Origin of the sequence: Bifidobacterium subtile, from assembly GCF_000741775.1 — a bacterium.
In the GTDB taxonomy this organism is placed as follows: Bacteria; Actinomycetota; Actinomycetes; order Actinomycetales; family Bifidobacteriaceae; genus Bifidobacterium; species Bifidobacterium subtile.
Window position 1 is genome coordinate 217,995 of sequence record NZ_JGZR01000016.1, and the last position, 23,160, is coordinate 241,154.

Sequence of the window (23,160 nt, forward strand, 5' to 3'; positions counted from 1 at the left end):
TACTTTTCGGGGAGCCGAGTATCGGACGGTCCAAAACCGCCATTTTACGGCGGTGATACTCGGGATGCCAGAGAATTAGCGCCTCACACAACGCAGATAGACCTCCGCAGCCGACGTTTAACGCCTCACATAAGCGAGATACTGGGTTTTTGAGGCAAGGGCAAGATTCGGTGATCTCACATTTGTTTTGGGGAGGCCGCTACCACCCTCACGCAGCGGGCAGGCAGCTGGGGCCGAAGAGGATCTTGATCTCGGCGAAGAGCGAGGTGTCGCGTTTGACGCGGAAACGGTCGCCGAAGGTCAGCACGCGGGCGTTGCCGCGTTCATCGAGCACCGCGAGCTTGACTTCGCAGTAGCCCGGATGGTCGTGCAGTACCTGCCCGAGCTGGCCGATGCGGCTGCGGTCCAGCGCGACGGTCGGCAAGGTGATCATCACCGGGCGCTCGTCCGCTGCCTCCAAGGTCGGCACCTGCAGCTCGGTAGCACGAATGCTGGGCGTGGATTCGTCGCGCACCTCGACCTGCCCGCGTATCTGCACGATCTCGTCAACGGCCAGATCCTGCGAGGCGGCCTCGTAGACCTTGCCGAAGAACATGCATTGGATCGAGCTCTCCATGTCCTCGATGGTGACGATGGCCCACGGGTTGCCTTTGCGCGAGACGCGCCGGTCGACGCTGGTGATCAGCCCGGCAAGCGTGACCTGCTGGCGGTCGTCCATGGTTTTCGCGCGGTCGATGAGATGCGCGATCGACATTTCGCGCAGTCCCCCCAGCACTGCCGTCATACCGCTCAGCGGATGGTCGGAGACGTACAGGCCGAGCATTTCGCGCTCGAAGTTCAGCTTGGTTTTCTTGTCCCATTCCTCGATGTCGGGCACGATGACCGAAGCATCTCCCATCGCCTCGGCGCCGTCGTCGCCATCCATATCGGCGAACAGGTCGAACTGGCCCTCGGCCTGCTTGCGCTTGAGGCTGACCACCGAATCGATCGCCGCCTCGTGAATCTGGAACAGCGCCCTGCGGTTCGGATCGATGGAATCGAAGGCGCCCGCCTTGACAAGCGATTCCACTAAACGCCGGTTCAGGGCCGTCAGCGGCACGCGTCGGATGAAGTCCATGAAGTTGACGTAGCGGCCGCGGTCGGTCTCGCGTTCGGCGATGATGTCAGCCACCGCCTTGTCGCCGACGTTGCGGATAGCGCCCAAGCCGAAACGCACGACGTCGCCCACTGCGGAGTACTCGAGAATCGACTCGTTGACGTCCGGCGGCAGCACTTGGATGCCCATGCGCCGAGCCTCGCCCAAGTACAGCGCGGTCTTGTCCTTGTTCGTGCGCTCGTTCTGCAGCAGCGCGGCCATGAACTCGACCGGGTAATGCGTCTTCAAATAGGCGGTCCAGTACGAGATCAGCCCGTAGGCGGCGGAATGCGCCTTGTTGAACGCATAGCCGGAGAACGGCACGAGGATGTCCCACACCGCCTGCGCGGCCTCTTCGGAGTAGCCGTGCTCCTTCATGCCCTCGAAGAACGGCCCCTGCTCCTTGGCCAGCACCTCGGGCTTCTTCTTGCCCATCGCGCGGCGCAGCACGTCGGCTCGGCCCAGCGAGTAGCCGGCTAGGATACGCGCCGCCGACTGCACCTGCTCCTGGTAGACGATCAGGCCGTAGGTCTCGTCAAGCACGGCGGCCAGCGGCTCAGCCACCTCGGGGTGAATCGGGGTGATGCGCTGCAAACCGTTCTTGCGCTTGGCGTAGTTGGTATGCGAGTCCATATCCATCGGACCGGGGCGATACAGGGCGATCAGTGCCGAGATGTCGTTGAAGTTATCGGGCTTGAGCTGGCGCAGCAGCGAGCGCATGCCGTCGGAATCGAGCTGGAAGACGCCCAGCGTGTCGCCGCGCGAGAGCAGCTGGTAGGTCTCCTTGTCTTCCAACGGAATCTTCGTGTAGTCGATCTTGTCCTTGCCGTTGCGCTCGATGTTCAGCAGCGTGTCGCGGATGACCGTAAGGTTGGAAAGCCCGAGGAAATCCATTTTGACCAGGCCGAGCGTTTCGCAGGTGTGGTATTCGAAAGTCGTGGTGACCGTGCCGTCGGTGCGTTCCAGCAGCGGCGAGGTGTCCGTGATGGGTTCCGAACCCATGATCGTGGCGCAGGCATGTACTCCGGTCTGCCGAATCAGCCCCTCGATGCCCTTGGCCTGCTCGGTGATGCGCTTCGTATCCGGGTCGGATTCGTAGAGCTCACGGAATTCGCGCGCCTCAGCGAAACGTTTCGAGGTCGGGTCGAAGATGTCTTTCAGACTCGCATCCTTGCCGTTCTTGCTCGGCGGCAGCGCCTTGGTGATGTGCTCGCCCACGGAGAACTCGTAGCCCATGATGCGGGCGGAATCCTTAAGCGCCTGCTTGGTTTTGATGGTGCCGTAGATCACGCACTGGGCGACCTTGTCGCGCCCGTACTTCTCGCCGACGTAGTCCAGCACCTTCGCGCGGCCGTCGGGATCGAAGTCCACGTCGATATCCGGCAGCGAGACGCGCTCGGGGTTGAGGAAGCGTTCGAAGATCAGGCCGTGCTTGAGCGGGTCGAGCTCGGTGATGCCCATGGCATAGGAGACCATCGAGCCTGCCGCGGAGCCTCGACCCGGCCCCACCATCACGCCGTGCGTTTTGGCCCAGTTGATGTAGTCGGCGACGACGAGGAAGTAGCCGCAGAACTGCATCTGGCAGATGACGCCGCATTCGTAGTCGGCCTGCTTGAGCACGTGCTCGGGCACATTGCCTTCATAGCGACGCTCCAGACCTTCCTCGACGTTCTTGAGGAACAGCGAAGTCTCATCCCAGCCATCCGGGCAGGCGAATTCCGGCATGAACGCGCCGTCCTCGCTGTCATCGAACATCACATTGCAGCGTTCGGCGATTTCGAGCGTGTTGTCGCAGGCTTCGGGCAGATCGTGGAAAAGCTCGCGCATCTCCTCGGCGGATTTGATGTAATAGCCCGAGCCGTCGAATTTGAAGCGGTTGGGGTCGTCCAGACGCGAGCCGGAGTTGATGCACAGCATGGCATCCTGTGCGCTGCGATCCTCCTCGTGCACGTAGTGCGAATCATTCGTGGCCAGCAGCGGCGCATCGAGCATCTTGGCGATCCTGAGCAGATCGTCGAACACACGCTTCTCAATGCTCAAACCGTGGTCCATCAGCTCGATATAGAAATTATCCTTGCCGAAGATATCCTGCAGCTGTCCGGCGGCGCGCAGCGCATCATCGAACTGCCCCAGGCGCAGACGCGTCTGCACGATGCCCGAAGGGCATCCCGACGAGGCGATGACGCCTTTGGCATGCTGCGCGAGCACCTCGTAATCCATACGGGGGTAACGCATCACGCGCCCCTCGAGGTTGGCGATCGAAGAGGCCTTCATCAGGTTGACCAAGCCTTCGTCGTTCTGCGCCCACATGGTCAGATGCGTGATCAGGCCGCCGCCCGAGACGTCGTCGGAACGCTGCGACTCGTTGCCCCAGTGCACGCGCGTCTTGTCCTGTCGCGCGGTCTCCGGAGTCACATAGGCCTCGATGCCGATGATCGGTTTGATTCCGGCCTTGACCGAGGCACTCCACATCTCATAGGCGCCGTGCATGTTGCCGTGGTCGGTGATGCCCACCGCCGGCATGTCCAGCTCCTTGGCACGCGCCACCAGGTCGGGGATCTTCGAGGCGCCATCAAGCAGCGAGTAGTGCGTATGGTTGTGCAGCTGAACGAAGTTCCCGGAATTGGTCATGGCTCCACGATAGCTATGGAATGTGACTTCGCGGCGAATGCTCGCCTAACGGCTCGAGATTGACTCATATCCTCAGTCCGTGGACCCGACGTAGCAGTCATCCAGCCATAGTTTCGCCTTCGGCTTGACGGTGCCGTCGGCACCGTCCTTCGCGACCTTAGCGGCCGCTCCCTTCACCTACGAACAGCGCACAGCGCTGTTCGCTTTACGGTTCAGCACTGCGCTGTTCGCTTTACGGCTCGACACGCCGAATGTGGATAACTCGAAGCGTTCGACCACATTGGCTGATGCAAGTGGCGCATGACACTGCTGCCCAGCAACACTGGTATCAGGACTGTTGCAGTACAAGACCTGAAATACAGCATCGACGGTTCTTAGACAGACCTGAGACAACGAGCACTACGAACCCGCATGAAGGAGTTGCTATGCGATCCGACGACACCCAGCGAATCCGACCTGATCCTGCGAGGACGACATCTGCTGGAGACGCCAAACAGGCAGAAAACACTGTGCATGAGCAATCGCGCATGGATGGTTTGAACCACCCCTATGGGAGGCCAAAGCCAAAACGGCCCTTTCGGCACTCGCCAACAGCCATCGTCTCCGCGGCGCTGGGCGCAGCGGCATCGCTGCTTGCCCTCGCGGTATGGGGCGGACTCGCCTATTTGAATCGGGGAGTCTATAACCCGGCCGATGTGATCGTGCTGCTGGGCTTTGCCCTAGCTATTCCTTCGTGCATTGCCTGTGCGGTCGCGGCACTGATCCTTGCTGCAATAGCAAGGAAACAGCGACCTTCCATCCGAGACCAACCGGAAGCCATAGCGCGTGCAAAACGCGATCGGAACATGACGACCGTCGCCATAGCGTTGGCATTGCTGCCATTGATCGCCTTCGGCATCATCATGCTCGCTCCCCGATAGGCGTATGCATCGCACGCGTTACGCCTACGCATCCATTGCACGGAGCGCACAGGCTTGTCATGCGGTTCGCGCGTGCAATCCCGCTTCGTCCGAGTCTGCACGGTCACGACCTGCACGGTCAGCGTTGAGAACATCGAGCGCATGCTGCAGATCGGTCGGATAATGGGAATCGACCGTAGTCCAGACATGCGTGCGCGGGTGACGGAATTCGAGGCGCATGGCATGCAACCACTGGCGATCCAACCCCAGCCTGCTTGCAAGAACGGGATTGGCTCCATACATCGGGTCCCCCACCAATGGATGCCCGAGGGAAGAAAAATGGACGCGAATCTGATGGGTGCGCCCCGTTTCCAGATTCACCGAGGCAAGTGTGGCCTTTCCGAAGCGCTCAAGCACATCCCAATGGGTGATGGCCGGCTTGCCCGCAGGCGTAATCGTGAAGCGGAAATCACTGACCTTCGCCCGCCCGATGGGGGCGTCGATGGTGGCGCGGTCCTCGTTGAGATTACCTTGGACCAAGGCGTGGTATATCTTCACCACTTCATGTTGTGAGAACTGCCGGCGCATCTCCTTATAGGCCAGTTCGGATTTGCACACGAGCATCAGCCCGCTCGTTCCCACATCCAAGCGGCTCACGATACCCTGCCGTCCTGGCGCTCCGTAGGAGGTGATATGCACGCCGCGCCCGATCAGGCTGCCCAGAACGGTCGGTCCAGTCCACCCGACCGAAGCGTGTGCGGCCACGCCGACAGGTTTGTCTACGACAACGACATCCTCATCCTCATAGGCGATGCCCATGTCGTCAGCGAGCGGTTCGGCTTCGCGGTATTCCTCGCCAATGTCGAATTCGATGACATCGCCGGCAAGCAACGGGCTGGACTTGTGCATCATGCGGCCGAGAACACGTACCCGCCGAGCCTCGATGAGCTCCGAAGCCTTCGCACGCGAGACCCCCAGCATCTTCGCGGCGGCGACGTCGAAACGCCGTCCGACGAGTGCATCGGGAGCGGGAACCACCGAATTCATGCTTCGAGGGCTCCCCCGTGCTGCGCATCGCCCGCATGCCCGTGCCGAGGTCTCTGAGACTCCTGAATCTCCTGAGACTGTTGAGCTTGTTGAGGCCCCGGATTCTGTTGCACGTTCTCGAGGTCATGAACATCCAAGGTTCCTTGGAATCCGGGAGCATCCTCGCCGTCGGGGACTCGCCCGTTCAGCTCTCGCGCATCGAACGGCTCGCCACCGAGAATAAGCACGACGATGAACACGCCTGCCACCATAAGGACGATGTCAGCGACGTTGCCGATAGACCAGCCATAGTTGAGGAAGTCCACGACCTTGCCGTTCAAGAATCCATCAGCATACGCGATGCGGTCATAGAGGTTGCCTGCTGCGCCGGCGAAGGCCAGCGCGAAAGCTATGGTCCAGCGCATGGAGACGGTTCTGAGCGCCAGCACCACCAGCATGATGCAGGCGGCCGCCGCGAGCAGCGAGATCAGCCAGGTCCGTGAAGAGCCAAGCCCTAAGGAGGCACCCGGATTGTGGATGAGCGTCAGCGACAGCAGCTTCGGAATCACCGGGATGGTGTGCCCATCAGCGAGGTTGTTCTGCGCCCATGCCTTGGTGCTTTGGTCAAGAGCAAGTGCCGCGAGCGCGACACATGCAAAGACGGCCACGCGAATGCGCAGCCGTCCGTGATGCATATCAGTCATCTTGAAAAGACTACCAGTCAGTCTTGGACTTGGTCCATCTGGCCGTAGTTGTTCGTATCCGAGACCTGCGATACCAGCTGGCCGAGGAAGTCGGTGAGACGGGCGCGATATTCGGTTTCGAACTGCTTGAGGCCTTGGATATTGCCTTCGATGACCTTCGATTGGGCTTCGAGGTTGCCGCGCACCTGCTGCGCATAGTCCTCGGCGGCAGCGCGGGTCTTCGAGTCGTAGTCAGCGGCACGACGCTGTACTTCGGCCTCGTAGTTGTCCGCCTCGACATGCTTGTCGTTGACATAACCGTCGGCGTCGGCACGAACCTTGTCGGCGTATCCGTCGGCTGCATGATGCGTCTGCTCCGCGTAATTATCAGCGTCGGCACGCGTCTTGTCCGAGTATTCGTCGGCAACACGGTGCGTCTCCTGCGCATAGGCATCCGCATCGGCATGCGTCTGGTCGGAATACGCATCGGCCTGAGCGCGAGTCTTGGTCGAGTAATCGTCAGCCTGAGCGCGGATCTGGTCGGAATACGCATCGGCGTCGGAACGGGTCTGGCGTCCGTATTCGTCCGCCTCGTCGCGAGTCCTGCTGGAATAGTTGTTGGCCTGGGACACGAGCTCTTCATACTTGGCCTGGCTGGCTTCGGTGATTTCGCGGGCCTGCGCCTTGCCCTTGTCCACATACTGGTCGTGCAGCTGCATGGCGAGCGTCAGCATCGCAGTAGCCCGTTCGGGCTCGCTCGTCGCGCCAGACGCGGCGCCGGCGATCTTCTGCAGACTGCCGGTCTCGGTGTTCGGCTCGATCTTCTCGACCTGGGTGCGCAGCTGCTCCTCGCGCTGCTTGGACTCCTCAAGCTGACGGGCGACGTCCTGCAGCTGCGAAGCCTGCTGCTGCAACTGCGGAAGCTGCTGCTCGTACGAGGAAACCTTGTTCTGGGTGGCAGCGAGATCCTGCTTGCACGTGGCAAGCTGCTCCTGGTAGGAAGCGATTTCACGGCTGAGTGAATCGTTGTTGGCGCGGAAGTCGTCGCGCTCGCGCTGCATCGCGGTGAGCTGCTCTCCCAGCTGCTTGTTGCCGGAGGCTTCGGCGGCCTGGGCGGTGAGCTGATCGACCTGAGCGGTGAGGCGGTCCACCTGCCCCTTGAGCTGCTCGTTTTGCGCAGCCAGAGCCCGGTTGCTTTCCTCGGCCTCGCTCAGCTTCGAAGCATCGACCTGAGCGGATTGAGGCCCCTGCTGCGCTGCGGAGCGAAGATTCTCATTGTCACTCTGCAGCGACTGCACCTGTGCAGTCAGCTCGGAGATCTTCGCATTGAGGTTCGCCACGTCAGGCCCCAGCGTCTGCGTGGACTGGCCGCCGGCCTGCACAGCCTGCTTCCCCAGTGCCTCGACGGTTTCGGTTACCTGGTCGAGGAAGTCGTCAACTTCGTCGACATCGTAGCCTTCCTTGAATCGGACTGTCTGGAAGGTATGCTCCCGTATGTCCTTGGGCGTCAACAGAGCCATAAATCCTACACCTCGCTTTGGGCATGAAGCCTCGATGTGTTGCTATTCACACCGATGCTATCACGTACTTCGCGCCTGCACGAAGTTTCAGGCCCCGTCATGGCGCTATTTGAGCCAATCAGATGAGCACCCGCAGCACGATCAACAGGAAGTAGAGCACGATGAAACTCACATCGAGGCTGAACGCCCCTAGCCTGACCGGTGGGATATATTGCCGCAGCCAGTGCAGCGGCGGATCAGTGAGCCAATAGACGGCGAATACCAATGAGGCGATGACGCCGCTCGGACGCCACCGAGGAGAGAGGATAGACACCCAGTCAAGGATCATCCGAATGAATAGCACGGTGATATACGCGCCGATCAGCCAATCAATGAGGCTCAGCAATAAAGTCAGCATGCGCCCAACCCTACCAAGAGGCGCATAATCAGCGCGGCGCAGAACATATGACGCATCCTGTTAGCCGCAGGCGCAGCCAATCCGGAGATGGCCAATCATAGGTATGCTCCGCCTTGAAATGCACGACGAAATCGCATGCCTGCTCTGCTAAGTTTTTCGGCAGCGGCTATTCCGAGAACAGATCTCGAGCCGAATTGGACTGCTTCGGTTCCTCGACCTTGATGTTGACCTGCGCCGGGCTTAAGAGGAACACGCGCGGAGTAACACGCTCAATCGATCCGCGCACGCCGAAAACGACGCCTGCGGAGAAGTCCACAATGCGATATGCCACAGCCTCGGGCACCCCGGTGAGATTAAGTACCACGGGCACGCCGTCGCGTATGGCCCGACCGACAAGCTGCGCATCCTCATAGGTCTTGGGGTGAATCGTCGTAATTCGACTGACTCTGCTTTGGAACGGACTCGTCTCCCGCTGCGGCTGCGCGGAGGACGCCGACGACTGGTTCGGCGGCGCGACCGTATGATCCGAATCGAAGGAGGAGCTGTCGTCATCGCCGGGCACGGTGAAATCGTCCTCCTCATCGACCACGTCGCTCATGCCGAGATACGACATCGCGTTTTTCATAAAGCTCGCCATGCAAGTTCCTTTCGTTCAGCGTTGCGCATAATCGCCAACGACCACACCAATCATCACCGCAGGAAGTCGGGGATGTCAAGATCGCCCGGATCGTTCGCGGAGAACATGCCATCGCTCGTGTCGTCGCTGCCCGCATCATCAAGAGACTGAGAAGCGACATCGCCGTCGCCTGGCGCGAAATCGGGCGTATGGCTCTGCACGAGCGGTGGCACCTGAGTGCCTTCACTCGGACGAATGGATTGCGCAGCAGGCTGGGCAGGCTGCTCGTCATGTGCCACAACAGGAGCGGGCATCTCGGTTTTCTTCGATTTGGCGTCGAAGCCCGCGGCGATGACGGTGACGCGCACCTCGTCGCCATAGGCGTCGTCCAGCGCCAGGCCCCAGATGATCTGCGCCTCGGGATGAATCGCCTTGCGCACCAGCTCGGTGGCGGCGGAAGCCTCCTGCAGCTTGAGATCGGTCGGACCGGCGATGTTGATGAGCGCGCCATGAGCCCCCTCGACGCTTTCCTCAAGCAGCGGGGAGCTGATCGCGATCTCGGCGGCCTGGGAGGCGCGGTCCTCGCCGCGCGCCGAGCCGATGCCGAAGAGCGCGGTGCCCGATCCGCGCAGAATCGAGGAGATGTCTTGGAAATCAACGTGAATGTAGGAGTTCATCGTGATCAGGTCGGTGATGCCTTGCACACCGGCCAAGAGGGCCGTATCAGCGGTTTTGAACGCGTCGACGATGCCGATGGTGCGGTCGGAAAGCTCGAGCAGCCGGTCATTGGGGATGACGATGAGCGCATCGACCTCGTTGCGCAGATTCTCGATGCCCATCTTCGCCGAAGCGGCTCGTTGCGGCCCCTCGAAAGAGAACGGCCGGGTCACCACGGCGATGGTGAGCGCCCCCTGCTGGTGCGCCGCGCGCGCGACGATGGGGCTGGCCCCGGTGCCGGTGCCGCCGCCTTCGCCGCATGTCACGAACACCATGTCGGCGCCTTTGAGCGACTCTTCGATATCCGACTGATGGTCCTGCGCCGCCTTCGCGCCCTTCTCCGGGTCGGCGCCTGCGCCAAGGCCTCGGCTGGAAGCGTCGTTAAGCGAGATCTTCACATCCGCATCGGATCTCAGCAGATCCTTCGCGTCGGTATTGACCGCTACGAATTCAACGTTCTGCAGACCTTCGGCAATCATGCGATTGACGGCATTGCCGCCGGCTCCACCGACACCGACTACCTTGATATTGGTCTTGTCGTTGAAATTGTCAGTCTGGGCAATCTCGCTCACCATAGTCTCCTGTCATTCACGGTTACGCCTACTCTAGCGCAGAATCGGGCCGCAACGGCTTTTTTTCGCGCGTGTATCCATCTTTTTTCCCACTTTCGCCTACGAGAACGGCATGCCGTCCGCTTCGCAAACGAAACCGGATGCTCAGTAGCCTGCATCCATGGGGTCATCGCCGAACAAGGCCTCGCGCTCATCGTGCGTCGTGCTGCGCGAATCCAGCCATCCATAGGGCAAATGAACTTTCTTCGCATAGCGAACGCGGCCGCGCGGCGCATCGATCACCCGCTCGGGAAGCTCCAGCGTAGGGTCGAGCCGAGCGATTTCGCGCTCGACATCCGCAAGGCTCTCGCATTCCATGAAAGCCTTGCGGGTCGAGCCGCCGACCGGGAACCCTTTGAGATACCAGGCGATGTGCTTGCGAAGATCATGCACGGCCATGTGCTCATCGCCGTCGAAGAACTCCACAAGCAGCCGGGCATGGCGCATGATCACAGTGCCGACCGCGCCCAGGTTCGGGTTGATGCGCTCCTGACTGCCTTGAAAGGCGTGTTTGATGTCAGCAAACAGCCAAGGGCGACCTTGGCAGCCGCGCCCGACAGAGACGCCCGCGCACCCGGTCTGGCGCATCATGTCCAGCGCGTCCTCGGCGCCCCAGATGTCGCCGTTGCCGAATACCGGGATGCTTAAGGCCTGCGCCAGTTCAGCGATGCGATGCCAGTCGGAATGCCCGCCGTAATATTCGGCCGTCGTGCGCGCGTGCAGCGTCACGGCCGCGCAGCCTTCTTCCTGAGCGATACGACCGGCTTCAAGGTAGGTCTCATGCTCATGGTCGATGCCCACGCGAATCTTCGCCGTGACCGGGATATTCGCCTGCGAGCAGACTCCAACAACACGAGAAACCAAGTCGCGGAAGATGTCCATCTTCCATGGCAGCGCCGAGCCTCCCCCGCGCCGCGTGACCTTGGGCACCGGGCAGCCGAAGTTCAAGTCGACGTGATCGGCCATGCCGCCGTCGACCACCATCTGCGCGGCCTGCGCGACGATGGCCGGGTTCACGCCGTACAGCTGCAGCGAGCGAATCTTCTCGCTCGGCGCGAAACGGCACAGCCGCAGCGCCTTGGGATTGCGGGCCACCAATGCCCGGGCGGTGATCATCTCGGCCACATACAGCCCGTCGGGGCCGTATTCCTCGCAGATCACACGGAAGGGCCAGTTGGTGACGCCGGCCATCGGCGAAAGCACAACCGGGGTGGGAATGCGAATGGGGCCAAGGTCCACTGGTTCGATTGCGACATGTTCGGCGCCGGCTTTGGCCACAGCATCGTTGTTGGGATCGGCGGCAGCGCGCTCTCGGCATTCCCCGCGAACCTCACCCAGCTGCCGGACGCTACGCGGGTCGCTGAGCGTGCCGTCGCGGTGCCTGGCATCCCTATTGGCCAGCGTCGTCTCGTTATGCGCGATGGCGGTCGGCGTGATGACAGGCGCAACAACGGCTCGCGCCGAGGAGGCGCTTCTAGCAGCAGTTTCCGTCACAGTTCCTCCCCCGCATTCGCTCAATACAGTTCGCTGAGTACATGTCCATTCGGTACAGCAGCTCTATACTGGCTCAGTACTTGCCGCCAGCCTCGGCGACCTTCACCGGCGCGCTCAGATCCTCGCCGCTCTCCTTGGTCACGTCCGTGCCGCCGTCAGCCGCGGTGGTGCCGACGATGCGGACCGGCCCCTCCGGGTAGCGCACGCGGCGCTCGGACACGCGCTCGGCCACATAATCGGCGACCTTATCGAGGCTGACGCGCTCCTGCTGCATCGTGTCGCGTTCGCGAATCGTCACAGCATGGTCGTCGATTGTGTCGAAATCGACGGTGACGCACAGCGGCGTGCCGATCTCGTCCTCGCGGCGGTAGCGGCGGCCGATGGCACCGGCCTCGTCGTAGTCGATCATCCAGTCGTGCTGGCGCAGTTCGGCGGCAAGATCATGCGCAATGCCTTGCAACGCAGGCTTCTTGCTCAATGGCAGCACCGCTGCCTTGACGGGTGCCAAGCGCGGGTCGAGCCGCAGCACGGTGCGCTTGTCGACGCCGCCCTTGGTGTTCGGCGCCTCGTCGATGTCGAAGGCGTCAACGAGGAAGGCCATAAGCGAGCGGGTCAGGCCGGCTGCTGGCTCGATGACGAACGGCACATAGCGTTCGCCGGTGGTCGGGTTGAAGTAACTCAGGTCCTCGCCCGAATGCTTGGCGTGCGCGGAGAGGTCGAAGTCGGTGCGGTTCGCGATGCCCTCCAGCTCGCCCCAGTCGGAGCCTTGGAAGCCGAACTTGTATTCGATGTCGACCGTGCGCTTCGAGTAGTGCGACAGCTTCTCCTTCGGATGCTCGTAATGGCGCAGGTTCGCCGGGTCGACCCCGAGGTCCGTATACCAGCGGGTGCGGGTGTCGATCCAGTACTGGTGCCAGTCCTCGTCCGTGCCGGGCACGACGAAGAACTCCATCTCCATCTGCTCGAATTCGCGGGTGCGGAAGATGAAGTTGCCCGGCGTGATCTCGTTGCGGAAGGACTTGCCCATATTCGCGATGCCGAACGGCGGCTTGGAGCGCGAGGAGGTCATGACGTTCTTGAAGTCCACGAAGATGCCCTGCGCGGTCTCCGGGCGCAGGTAATGCAGCGAGTTCTCGTCCTCGACGGGGCCGAGCGAGGTGTGCAGCATCATGTTGAAGTCGCGCGGCTCGGTCCAGTGCCCGCGCTCCCCTGTTTCGGGGTCAGGCACCTCATCCCAGCTTTCGGGCATGCGGCCATGCTTGCGCTCGAAGGCCTCCTCAAGATGGTCGGCGCGGTAGCGCTTGTGGGTGATCGTCGATTCGACCAGCGGGTCGTTGAACACCTTGACGTGGCCCGAGGCGACCCACACCTGCGTCGGCAGGATGATCGAGGTGTCGACCCCGACCACATCGCCGCGCGTGGTGACCATCGCGCGCCACCATTCGCGCTTGATGTTGTCCTTGAGCGCCACGCCGAGCGGGCCATAATCCCACGCGGAACGGGTACCGCCATAGATCTCGCCGGCGGGGAACACGAACCCGCGACGCTTCGCGAGCGATACGACTTCATCGAGCTTTGAGACAGCCACAGCACACCTTACTTTTAGGACATTTTGCAACGTTGATAACCGAATAGAGTGTAATGCCTGACAGTGACACGTGCAATGGCCGTTCCAAGCTCGCCACGCGAGACTCGTGCCGCGTGTCTTGCGCCACCTGATTGGTGCTTGCCTCAAGCTTGTCCGCATTTGCTTCTAGCGTGTGTCTCGTAAGTGCAGGGGTGCCCCGTACGGGGCTGAGATAGGCATGTGCCTGACCCTTCGAACCTGTTTGGCTAAGACCGACGTAGGGAGCGCATTCATGAGCGATTCAGCCAACCCATCCAGTACCGGCAGTGCCGCCATTGCCGACGACGCATATCGCAATCACAGCAACGTATCTGATGGCCGAGAAGACATCGGCCAAGACGATTACGATGCCGACCAAGACGATTGCGCTGCCTGTTACGCTGCCAACCACAACGATGCTTCGCAGGCCCTTTCGAAAGTCCCGCCGCATAGTGAGCTGCGCGCACGCATCAGGCAGGCTGTCGAGGCAGTCAAGACGACGAGGCCCTTGGCGCCGTCGTTCACGAATTTCGTCACGATGAACCTCGTGGCCAACGCCCAGCTGGCCGTTGGCGGCAGCGCGGCGATGAGCCTGATCTACGACGAGGTCGTGGATATGACCGCAATCGCCGGCGCGAGCTATGTCAACGTCGGTACGCTGCAGCCCTTCTACCGTGAGGAGCTGGCGAAGATCTCGCAGTTCTGGCGCGGGCAGTCGCATCATTGGGTGCTCGATCCGGTCGGCGCAGGGGCTGGCTCCACCCGCACGGCGATTCTCGAATCCTTCAGAACCGCGCCGCCCACCGTCGTGCGCGCCAATGCCTCGGAGATTCTGGCGCTGTGCAGCATTTGGAAGCTGCATGATGACGCCACCGACACGTCTGCTGCCACGCGCCCTGCCGGTGTGGAGTCCGTCGATGACGTGGACGACGCGCAAACCGCAGCTATGACGCTGGCCCGATTCCTCGCCGCCGCAGCATCTGACGGCAAGGCGGCCGTGGCCGTGTCGGGGGCTGTCGACCTGGTAACCGACGGCACGCATGCCTATCGCCTGCCCGGCGGCAGCGCCATGATGACGAGAATCACCGGTGCGGGCTGCTCGCTCGGCGGCGTGCTCGCCTGCTATCTGGCCGTCAGCGACCCGCTGACCGCCGCCTTGGCAGCCAGCCTGCTCTACAATCGGGCCTCCGAACGCGCCGAACGGGCCAGCGACGGCCCCGGCACCTTCCAAAGCGCCTTCCTCGACGCCTTGTACGCCGTCAGCGCCGACGAAGTGGCGGCGTCGCCGGTTGCCGCCGTGCCCGCTGAACCTATTGAGCCCTCTGCAGACCGCTAAACCCTCGTGAAGCGGCCTCGCGCAGCTGCGGGCTCATCATACAGGTACACAGGCGGTGCGGCAGCTCGCTCTGCTCCCGATGCAGGAACAGGCACATGTTGCATCGCACATCCTCAGGAATGTACACAATCGCAACCCAATTCATTTCTTTGCCCCAAACCAGCCCAATTCATCTTTTCATTCAAACCAACCCGGCGGAAACTCCGCCACCAAGGAGAACACCATGAGTGCCCCATACCCGTACGCATCGATGCGTGACAACTTCAACCTGTCCGCCTACTTCGTCGTCGGCCCCGAAGACACCAAAGGCCGACCGGTCGCCGACGTGGTCGAGGAGGCGCTGCGCGGCGGCGCGACCTTCATCCAGCTGCGCGCCAAGAACGCCGACGCGAAGGAACTGACGACGATGGCGCAGGACATCGCGCAGATCATCGAAGACAACAACCGAGCCGATACCGTCGCCTTCGTGATCGATGACCGCGCCGACGTGGTCTGGCAGTGCCGCAGCAAGGGCATCAAAGTCGACGGCGTGCATATCGGGCAGACCGATATGGAGCCGCGCCAGGTGCGCACGCTGCTGGGCCCGGACGCCATCATCGGCCTGTCCGCCGAAACCGAAAGCCTCGTCAGCCTCATCAATGAGCTACCCGCCGGATGCATCGACTATATCGGCGCCGGCCCGCTGCACCGCTCCACGACCAAGCCCGAGGCAATCGTGGTCGAAGACGACGGCAGCAAGCACTTGCTCACCTTGGACCTGATCAACACGATCTGCGAGGCCAGCGACTACCCGGTGGTCGTGGGCGGCGGCGTGGGGCTGCAGGACATCGCCCCGCTCGCCGGCACCAGGGCGGCCGGCTGGTTCGTCGTCTCCGCCATCGCAGGCGCCGACGATCCGCAGGCCGCCACCCGGGCGATGCTCGACGCATGGCGCGGCGTGCGCGGGGAGGCCAGGCACGGCTATGCCGCGCGGCCAGCCGACGACTCATCGCGGGCCGCCGCGCCCAAGGCGCAGGAGCAGCGCAAGGAAGCACATGGCTTCCTCAACGCGAAGGAGGCCAAGGATGCGGCCCGGCTCGCCAAGCAGCAGGCCGTCGATATCGCGGCGCGCGGCTCGAAGCAACGCGACAAGGCGCATATCCGCAAGATCAGGGACGTGCATTTCGAGAACCAGCACGGCGCTTACGATTTGCAGGTTCCATACACCGAAATCGTATTAGAGGACACGCCGGGCCAGGGGCCGAACGAACCCTTCCGCGATTACAACACCGAAGGCCCTGCGTGCGATCCGAAAGTCGGCCTCGACCCGCTGCGCCTGGATTGGATTCATGACCGCAACGACACGGTGACGTACACGGGGCGAAGCCGCAACCTCGCCGATGACGGCAAGACCGCTATCAAACGCGGCAAGGCCACCAAGGAATGGCGCGGCCGCCATCACGAGCCCATGCGGGGCAGCAATCATCCGGTGACGCAGATGTGGTACGCGCGGCACGGCATCGTGACGCCGGAGATGCGCTATGTCGCCGAACGCGAGCGCTGCGACGTCGAACTGGTGCGCAACGAGTTGGCGGCAGGCCGCGCGGTGATGCCCTGCAACATCAACCATCCTGAAAGCGAGCCGATGATCATCGGCGAACGGTTCCTCGTCAAGCTCAACGCCAATATGGGCAATTCCGCCGTGACCTCCTCGATCGACGACGAGGTCGAGAAGCTGACCTGGGCCACGAAGTGGGGCGCGGACACGGTGATGGATCTGTCGACCGGCAACGACATCCACACCACGCGCGAATGGATCCTGCGCAACTCGCCAGTGCCGATCGGCACGGTCCCCATGTATCAGGCACTTGAGAAAGTGGACGATGACGCCACGAAGCTGTCGTGGGAGCTGTTCCGCGACACGGTCATCGAGCAGTGTGAGCAGGGCGTGGATTACATGACGATTCATGCCGGCGTGCTGCTGCGCTATGTGCCGCTGACGGCGGATCGCGTGACGGGCATCGTCTCGCGCGGCGGTTCGATCATGGCGCAATGGTGCCTGCAGCATCATCAGGAAAGCTTCCTGTACACGCATTTCGACGAGCTGTGCGAGATCTTCGCCCGCTACGATGTCGCCTTCTCGCTGGGCGACGGTCTGCGCCCCGGCTGCCTGGCCGACGCCAACGACGCCGCGCAGCTTTCCGAGCTCATGACCCTGGGCGAGCTCACGCAGCGCGCCTGGGACCACGACGTGCAGGTGATGGTCGAGGGACCGGGCCACATCCCCTTCGACACGGTGCGCATGAACATCGAGATGGAGAAGGCCATCTGCAAGAACGCGCCGTTCTACACGCTCGGACCGCTGTCCACCGATACGGTGCCGGGCTACGACCACATCACTTCGGCCATCGGCGCGGTGGAGATCGCGCGCTACGGCACGGCGATGCTGTGCTACGTGACGCCGAAGGAGCATCTGGGCCTGCCTGACAAGGACGACGTCAAGCAGGGCGTCATCGCCTACAAGATCGCCTGCCATGCGGCCGACATCGCCAAGCACCATCCCCACGCGCAGGACCGCGACCTGGCTATTTCCAAGGCGCGCTTCGAATTCCGCTGGCTCGACCAGTTCAACCTGTCGTACGACCCGGACACCGCCATCGCCTTCCACGACGAGACGCTGCCCGCCGAACCGGCGAAGATGGCGCACTTCTGCTCGATGTGCGGGCCGAAATTCTGCTCGATGGCCATCTCCCAGAACATCCGCAAGCAGTTCGGCAGCGCGTCGCAGCAACGCCGTGTCGTCTCGCAGGCCGAGCAGATCATCGCCGGTTCGCACGCGGCGGTCGAGGCAACCAGCACAGCCGCTGCTGGTGCTACCGGCAGCAAGGAATAGGGAATAATGCGGACTGCTGGCCTGCTGCCAATCGCCGCAGTCCCCTTCCCCGCGAGAGTGCTACTGGTCGGATTCGTGCGTTTCCCGCTCTCAACCGCACGAATCTGCCCACTACCGAAGTCCCATTCGCCGCTATTGGTCGGATTGCTGCGTCTCTTCCGCTGGAACGCAGCAATCCGACCAGCATCGGTCACAGAGTCCCCGGGCCTTTCCCGTATGCGGCGGCAGCGCCGCTCGAAGTCCGTAGAGTCCGTAAAGTCCGCAGAGCCGCAGAGCCGCAGAGCCCGCAGCGCTTTATAATAGACGCGCATTGACACATGAGGTACGCGATATGAATATCGACGCTATTGTCTTCTTCGATTTGGATGGCACCCTGTGCCCCGACAATGATCTGCAGGTGCCGCCGGAAGTCGTAGCGGCATTCTCCGGTTTTCGCGAGCGCCGGATATTGCCGATTATCGCCAGCGGCCGCAGTCTGTATGAGGTCAGACCGCTGCTCAAGAAGCTCAACGTTGATTCATACATCCTTGCGAACGGGTGCTACGTGGTTTTCCAAGGGACAGTGATCCAGGATTATCGGCTGCCTGCCGCAATCATTGAAGAGGTCGTGCGCACTGCTCGACGGCATAATCAGGATGTCGGCTTCTTCAATCAGGCCGGCTACGCGGTCACTGGCATCAACAGCCTTACGAAACAGCATATCGGCTCCATGAAATTGGCTGATACGCAGATAAACCCTGACTTTTATCAGACGCACGGAGTCAACTTTCTCAATATCTATCTGCCTGCGCCGCAGGAAAGAATCTACCAAGATGCGTTCAACGACCGACTGGCTTTCGTTCGCTATGCGCCGCTCGCCGTCGACGTCCTGCCATTCGCGGTCTCCAAGTCCCAAGCCATTGACAAGCTGCTTGCGGCGGGCAAGGTATTAGGCATTCCGACCTACGCATTCGGAGACCAGAATAATGATCTCTCGATGTTCGCCAACGTGGATTATGGCATAGCCATGAACCATGCCACGGCGGAGCTGCAGGGAGTCGCCTCATACGTCGCCGCAACGGACAGCGGCGTGCTTGAAGGCTTGCAGCATTACCAGTTGTGCTAGAAAATAGAATCCAGCGGCAGCGCAGCGCTACCATTTTATATGTACCTTTATATGTACCACGTATTACAGGAACACCTAATTACAGGAAAGAGCATCATGATTGATCGCAACAGTGACCGCCAGGAAGTCCCCGTGGACCCCGAAACCGGCAAGCCGTACATCAACACGCTTGCGGCCGTCGCCATCGCGCCGAGCGGCACCGGCGCGGAGCTGAGCGAGTACGTCGCCCAGGCCGTCGGCGTCATCCGCGAATCAGGGCTGCCGAACGAGACCAACGCGATGTTCACCAACATCGAAGGCGACCTCGACGAAGTGCTGCAAGTCGTGCGCGACGCCACCTACAAGCTCGCCTCGCAAGGCTACCGCACCGGCGTCACCCTCAAGCTCGACACCCGCCCCGGCTTCACCAGCCAACTGCACGCAAAAGCCGAGCTTGTCGACAAGATCCTCAAACAGGACTGAGTGCCAGTCAACCGGAATGGCACAAATCGCCCGCTAATCGCTTAGCGTCCGTTTTGTAGCGCTCATTATGACCGGGCGCTACAAAACGGACGCTAAGCGGTGCTTATAGGCAGTTTTGTAGCGTCAGCCGCTCGTTAGCGCTACAATCCGGACGCTAACAAAGAGTCTGGCGTTACTTCCTCTATTCGTCCCGATGTAGCCGATATGGCCGCGGCATCGCCGTGCACGGCATCTTCCGCCTTCCGAAAACAATTCCCAACATCTCGCAACCAGCAACGCACAGGTAGATATATCGTTTAACGTATGACCACGATGAAAGAGATCGCCCAGCGAACCGGAGTGTCGGTTTCGACCGTTTCCCTAGTGCTCAATAACCGCGATGCCGGACGGGTGAAACCCGGAACCGCATCTCACGTGCGCCAGACCGCTCAGGCCCTCGGCTACCAGCCCAATCCTCTGGCTCGCTCGCTGCGTACCAGCAAAACGCGCATCCTGGGATTCATCAGCGAAGAGATTGCCACCACCCCGTATGCAGGAGGCATGATTCTCGGGGCGCAGGACGCGGCCAGCAGGCTGGGATACGTCATGCTGACCGTCAACACGGACGGCATCGCCAATGCAAATGACGAAATCGCAGCGCTGCAGAGATACGGCGTGGATGGATTCGTGTATGCAAAGATGTTCAACTGCCTTACATCCGTGCCGTCAAGCCTTGCATCCCTGCCCTTCGTCCTCGCGGATGCGCAGGACGAGGAGCATCGCTCCCCGAGCATCACGCCCGACGAATTCCAGATCGGCTACGATGCGACACGCCGCCTCATTGCCGCAGACTGCGCACACATCGCCTACATCGGAAGCTCGGATCCCATGCTCGCGCAAGGCTTGCGCCTCGCCGGACATCGTCAGGCACTGAAGGACGCCGGACTCGACTTCGGCTCACACATGCAAATCAGCGTATCCGGGAACGAGGCGGCCTTGTCCGCAATCGACCGGATGATCGAGTCGGAGCATCCGGACGGCTTCTTCTGCTTCAACGACGCCCGCGCCATGCAGGTCTACTTGTGCGCCGCCCGTCACGGCCTGCACATCGGCGAGGACATATCCGTAATCGGCGTGGACAACCACCGAGTATTCGCCGAGACCTTGTCTCCTCGACTGACCAGCGTGGAACTGCCGCATTACGAGATGGGATTCTGGGCCGTGTCAAAGCTGGTTTCCCTCATCGAAGAGCAGAATCCTTCCGAGGCAACGCTCCCGCCGACAGACAGGGATACCGCTCCCATGCCCCTCCTTGACTCCGCTCCGGCGCAAATCCACTGCAGGCTCATCGAAAAGGAGTCGGTGCGACGGCGGTAGCTTGCACACGAATTGCAGCACCGCAGCAACGCAGAGCACCGCGACGCAAGGACACGAGATACACAACGGGACTTAGCGCCAGCCAGCAAGTATCACGACGGTCACCATATGCACCCCATGCATATGCCCGAATCCGAAAGCTCCGAAAAACCCGAGAGCGCGCTTCGAAATCCGCAGAGAATCATCACCGCGACACGTTACATCAATCGATTGACGTAAATCGATTGATGATATACACTGAGTGCTGTCTGGTCTTCATCTCGGCATGGCAGCTCAGCTGAACGACCAGTCGGCGATGGCTTTGCCGCACGCAGCGCAGCGGTGGCCATTCACGAAAAACGATGGCGTTCGGAGGCCGGCACAGTGGCCGACACCCGCGTCTGATCAGGAAAGGACTGTCATGGTTCGACACACGCAACGCGAGATTATGAGAATCTGCGCGGCATTTCTTGCGGCAGCCAGCCTACTGAGCTTCTCAGGATGCGGCGAAGCCCAGCGCGAGGCAGCAAAGGCAAGCGCCAAGGAAATAACGCTCTGGACCCATTCGGCCGGTTCCCAGGCCGAACTCGACGCGGATCATCAGATGATCAACGCCTACAACAAATCGCCAAACCGGAAGGCAACCGTCAGATTACAGTCCTTCCCGCAAAGCTCGTACAATGACTCGATCATATCGGCGTCATCCGCCGGCAACCTGCCCTGCCTCGTCGACGTGGACCAACCCAACACCCCTTACTGGGCATGGGCGAACATCCTCGACCCGATCACCGACAAGGCATTGCTCAAACGCGCCAATCAGCTCATGAAATCAGCCAAAGGCACGTGGAACGACAAGATCTACACCGTCGGGTACTTCGACGCCACCACTGCCCTGTTCGCACGCAGGTCCGTGCTCGAGAAGAACGGCATCCGCATAGCCACCGTCGATCATCCATGGAGCAAGACGGAAATGGACGATGCCCTGGCCAAGCTGAAAAGCAGCGGGGAATGGTCCTACCCCTTCGAAATCGGCACCGCCGACAATAAAAGCGAATGGTATGCCTACGCCTACGGGCCGATCCTGCAGTCCTTCGGAGGCGATCTGATCAACCGCGAGGATTATCAGACCGCGGACGGCAAGCTCAATGGGACTGCGGCAAAGGACTTCGCCCACTGGATGCAGGATCTCGTCACCAAGGGCTACATCAACTCCAAAGGAGGTTCCGACACGGCCCTCGACTTCGTGAACAACAAGTCCGGACTGCTGTACGGGGGCATCTGGTCCATGTCGACTTTCCAGAAATACGCCAAGGACTACGATGACATCGTCGCCATGCCCATGACTGATTTCGGCCATGGCTCAGTGGCCGGGGGCGGCTCGTGGACCGTGGGCATCACGCCGACGTGCGCGAACAAGGAGGCAGCACAGGACTACCTGCGCTTCTCCTTGCAGGACAAGTTCATCGCGATCATGTCGAAGGCCGGCATGAACATCCCGGTCACGCCGGGCGCCCAGCAGCTCGTGCCGCAATTCGCCAAAGGCGGAGACATGCAGGTGTTCACGCAGATCTCGCAACGATACGCCAAGATGCGCCCGGAAACCCCTGCCTACAACTTCATATCCACAGAATTCCGCAAGACCATCGGCGACATCATGAACGGAGCCGACGTCGACACCTGGCTTGACAAGGCAGTCAACCATATCGACGGCAATATCCAAGGCGCCGATGGATACACCAAGAACTGAGAGGAACCCATCATGACCACTGCAAGCAGACTTGGTTCGCCGGCGACGAAGCCAGCCGCGAAAACAGCCGCGATCGAACGCAAGACTGACGACGAACGCCGCCACGAGAATTCCGTGGGCTGGGGAATGCTCCTCCCCGCCTGCCTCCTCCTGCTCCTGTTCATCGGCATACCCGTGCTGATCGCCTTCGGACTGGCGTTCACCAACGCCCGCACCATCAGCCCGAATCCTACGCGGCTGATCGGGTTCAGCAACTTCACCCGACTGTTCTCCGATCCGACATTCTGGTTCGCGCTTCGCAACGTCGCAGTATTCGCTCTCGTCGTCGTGCCGGTGCAAGCCGGACTCGGCCTGTTCCTCGCCGTTCTCATCAACAAGCAGGTGCGCAGCTCCGTGTTCTTCCGCACGATCTACTTCCTGCCCGTCATCACCTCGATGGTCGTCGTCTCCCTGCTGTGGATGTTCATCTACCAGAATGACGGCATGCTCAACCAGGTGCTCGGCAAAATCACCTTCGGGCATTGGCAGGCCGTGGACTGGCTCAACAATCCTCGTACCGCGATGGCGGCGATCATCGTCATGTCGATATGGCAGGCCGTGGGACAGCATATGCTCATCTGGCTCTCCGGCCTGCAGACCATCCCTGGCGAACTGTACGAGGCGGCGGAGCTTGACGGCTGCAGCACGTGGCAGCAGTTCAAGAACGTGACCTGGCCGTGCCTGCGATCGACGCGCAACATGATTCTCATCACTATCACCATCGCCGCGCTCAGCCTGTTCACCCAGATCAACGTAATGACCCAGGGCGGACCGCGCGACACCACCACTACTGTGGTGTTCGAAGCCGTGCGCTCCGGCTTCCAGCAGCAGGAGATGGGCTATGCTTCGGCGATCACCCTCGTCTTCTTCCTCATCATCATGCTGATCACCGGCATCCAGCGCCGCCTGATCAGGGACCGCTGACAGCA

16 protein-coding genes, 1 pseudogene and 1 riboswitch are annotated in these 23,160 nt (G+C 61.3%); of the genes and pseudogenes, 8 read left to right on the forward strand and 9 right to left on the reverse strand.

Annotation, left to right across the window (positions count from 1 at the left end):
• Nucleotides 1-208: 208 nt before the first annotated feature.
• Nucleotides 209-3,766: a DNA polymerase III subunit alpha gene (gene dnaE / locus BISU_RS10680; RefSeq protein WP_024463614.1), complete on the reverse strand. Its 3,558-nt coding sequence runs from the start codon at nt 3,764-3,766 to the stop codon at nt 209-211.
• Nucleotides 3,767-4,191: 425 nt separating this feature from the next.
• Here dnaE and BISU_RS10685 point away from each other — a divergent pair, with 425 nt between their 5' ends.
• A complete protein-coding gene (locus tag BISU_RS10685; RefSeq protein ID WP_024463615.1) occupies nt 4,192-4,686 on the forward strand; it encodes a hypothetical protein in 495 nt (164 codons plus the stop codon).
• Nucleotides 4,687-4,743: 57 nt separating this feature from the next.
• Here the strand turns inward: BISU_RS10685 and BISU_RS10690 are convergent, their stop codons facing one another.
• The 8 genes and pseudogenes from BISU_RS10690 to BISU_RS10725 all read right to left on the reverse strand — a co-directional run bounded on the left by BISU_RS10690 (nt 4,744) and on the right by BISU_RS10725 (nt 13,317).
• Entirely contained in the window at nt 4,744-5,712 is a 969-nt protein-coding gene (locus tag BISU_RS10690; protein WP_024463616.1) for an RluA family pseudouridine synthase, read from the reverse strand.
• Between the two features lie 155 nt (nt 5,713-5,867).
• A pseudogene (locus BISU_RS10695) lies at nt 5,868-6,386 on the reverse strand (signal peptidase II); the annotation flags it as partial.
• 26 nt (nt 6,387-6,412) lie between these two features.
• On the reverse strand, nt 6,413-7,894 hold the full coding sequence (locus BISU_RS10700) for a DivIVA domain-containing protein (RefSeq protein WP_024463618.1): 1,482 nt from the start codon (nt 7,892-7,894) through the stop codon (nt 6,413-6,415).
• A gap of 118 nt (nt 7,895-8,012) precedes the next feature.
• Entirely contained in the window at nt 8,013-8,291 is a 279-nt protein-coding gene (locus BISU_RS10705) for a YggT family protein (protein ID WP_024463619.1), read from the reverse strand.
• A gap of 166 nt (nt 8,292-8,457) precedes the next feature.
• Nucleotides 8,458-8,928, reverse strand: coding sequence for a cell division protein SepF (locus BISU_RS10710; protein ID WP_024463620.1), 471 nt, complete (start codon nt 8,926-8,928; stop codon nt 8,458-8,460).
• 53 nt (nt 8,929-8,981) lie between these two features.
• Nucleotides 8,982-10,196, reverse strand: a complete 1,215-nt coding sequence (gene ftsZ, locus BISU_RS10715) for a cell division protein FtsZ (RefSeq protein ID WP_024463621.1) — start codon at nt 10,194-10,196, stop codon at nt 8,982-8,984.
• 144 nt (nt 10,197-10,340) lie between these two features.
• The gene (dusB, locus tag BISU_RS10720) at nt 10,341-11,513 is read right to left on the reverse strand and encodes a tRNA dihydrouridine synthase DusB (RefSeq protein WP_226839173.1); all 1,173 of its coding nucleotides are present in this window, start codon (nt 11,511-11,513) and stop codon (nt 10,341-10,343) included.
• 289 nt (nt 11,514-11,802) lie between these two features.
• Complete coding sequence (locus BISU_RS10725) at nt 11,803-13,317, reverse strand: glycine--tRNA ligase (protein WP_024463623.1); 1,515 nt, start codon at nt 13,315-13,317, stop codon at nt 11,803-11,805.
• A 177-nt stretch (nt 13,318-13,494) separates the two neighbouring features.
• A riboswitch (TPP riboswitch) is annotated at nt 13,495-13,597 on the forward strand.
• Between BISU_RS10725 and thiM the strand changes: the two genes are divergently transcribed.
• The 7 genes from thiM (at nt 13,589) to BISU_RS10760 (ending at nt 23,155) form a co-directional block, all read left to right on the forward strand.
• Complete coding sequence (gene thiM / locus BISU_RS10730) at nt 13,589-14,671, forward strand: hydroxyethylthiazole kinase (RefSeq protein ID WP_024463624.1); 1,083 nt, start codon at nt 13,589-13,591, stop codon at nt 14,669-14,671. It overlaps the preceding riboswitch by 9 nt.
• A 223-nt stretch (nt 14,672-14,894) precedes the next feature.
• Nucleotides 14,895-17,543: a phosphomethylpyrimidine synthase ThiC gene (gene thiC / locus BISU_RS10735; RefSeq protein WP_024463625.1), complete on the forward strand. Its 2,649-nt coding sequence runs from the start codon at nt 14,895-14,897 to the stop codon at nt 17,541-17,543.
• Nucleotides 17,544-17,874: 331 nt separating this feature from the next.
• On the forward strand, nt 17,875-18,648 hold the full coding sequence (locus BISU_RS10740) for an HAD-IIB family hydrolase (RefSeq protein WP_033502958.1): 774 nt from the start codon (nt 17,875-17,877) through the stop codon (nt 18,646-18,648).
• Nucleotides 18,649-18,744: 96 nt separating this feature from the next.
• Nucleotides 18,745-19,110: an MTH1187 family thiamine-binding protein gene (locus BISU_RS10745; RefSeq protein WP_152599175.1), complete on the forward strand. Its 366-nt coding sequence runs from the start codon at nt 18,745-18,747 to the stop codon at nt 19,108-19,110.
• Between the two features lie 303 nt (nt 19,111-19,413).
• On the forward strand, nt 19,414-20,466 hold the full coding sequence (locus tag BISU_RS10750; protein ID WP_024463628.1) for a LacI family DNA-binding transcriptional regulator: 1,053 nt from the start codon (nt 19,414-19,416) through the stop codon (nt 20,464-20,466).
• A gap of 400 nt (nt 20,467-20,866) precedes the next feature.
• Complete coding sequence (locus tag BISU_RS10755; protein WP_024463629.1) at nt 20,867-22,192, forward strand: sugar ABC transporter substrate-binding protein; 1,326 nt, start codon at nt 20,867-20,869, stop codon at nt 22,190-22,192.
• A gap of 12 nt (nt 22,193-22,204) precedes the next feature.
• Complete coding sequence (locus BISU_RS10760; RefSeq protein WP_024463630.1) at nt 22,205-23,155, forward strand: carbohydrate ABC transporter permease; 951 nt, start codon at nt 22,205-22,207, stop codon at nt 23,153-23,155.
• Nucleotides 23,156-23,160: the final 5 nt, after the last annotated feature.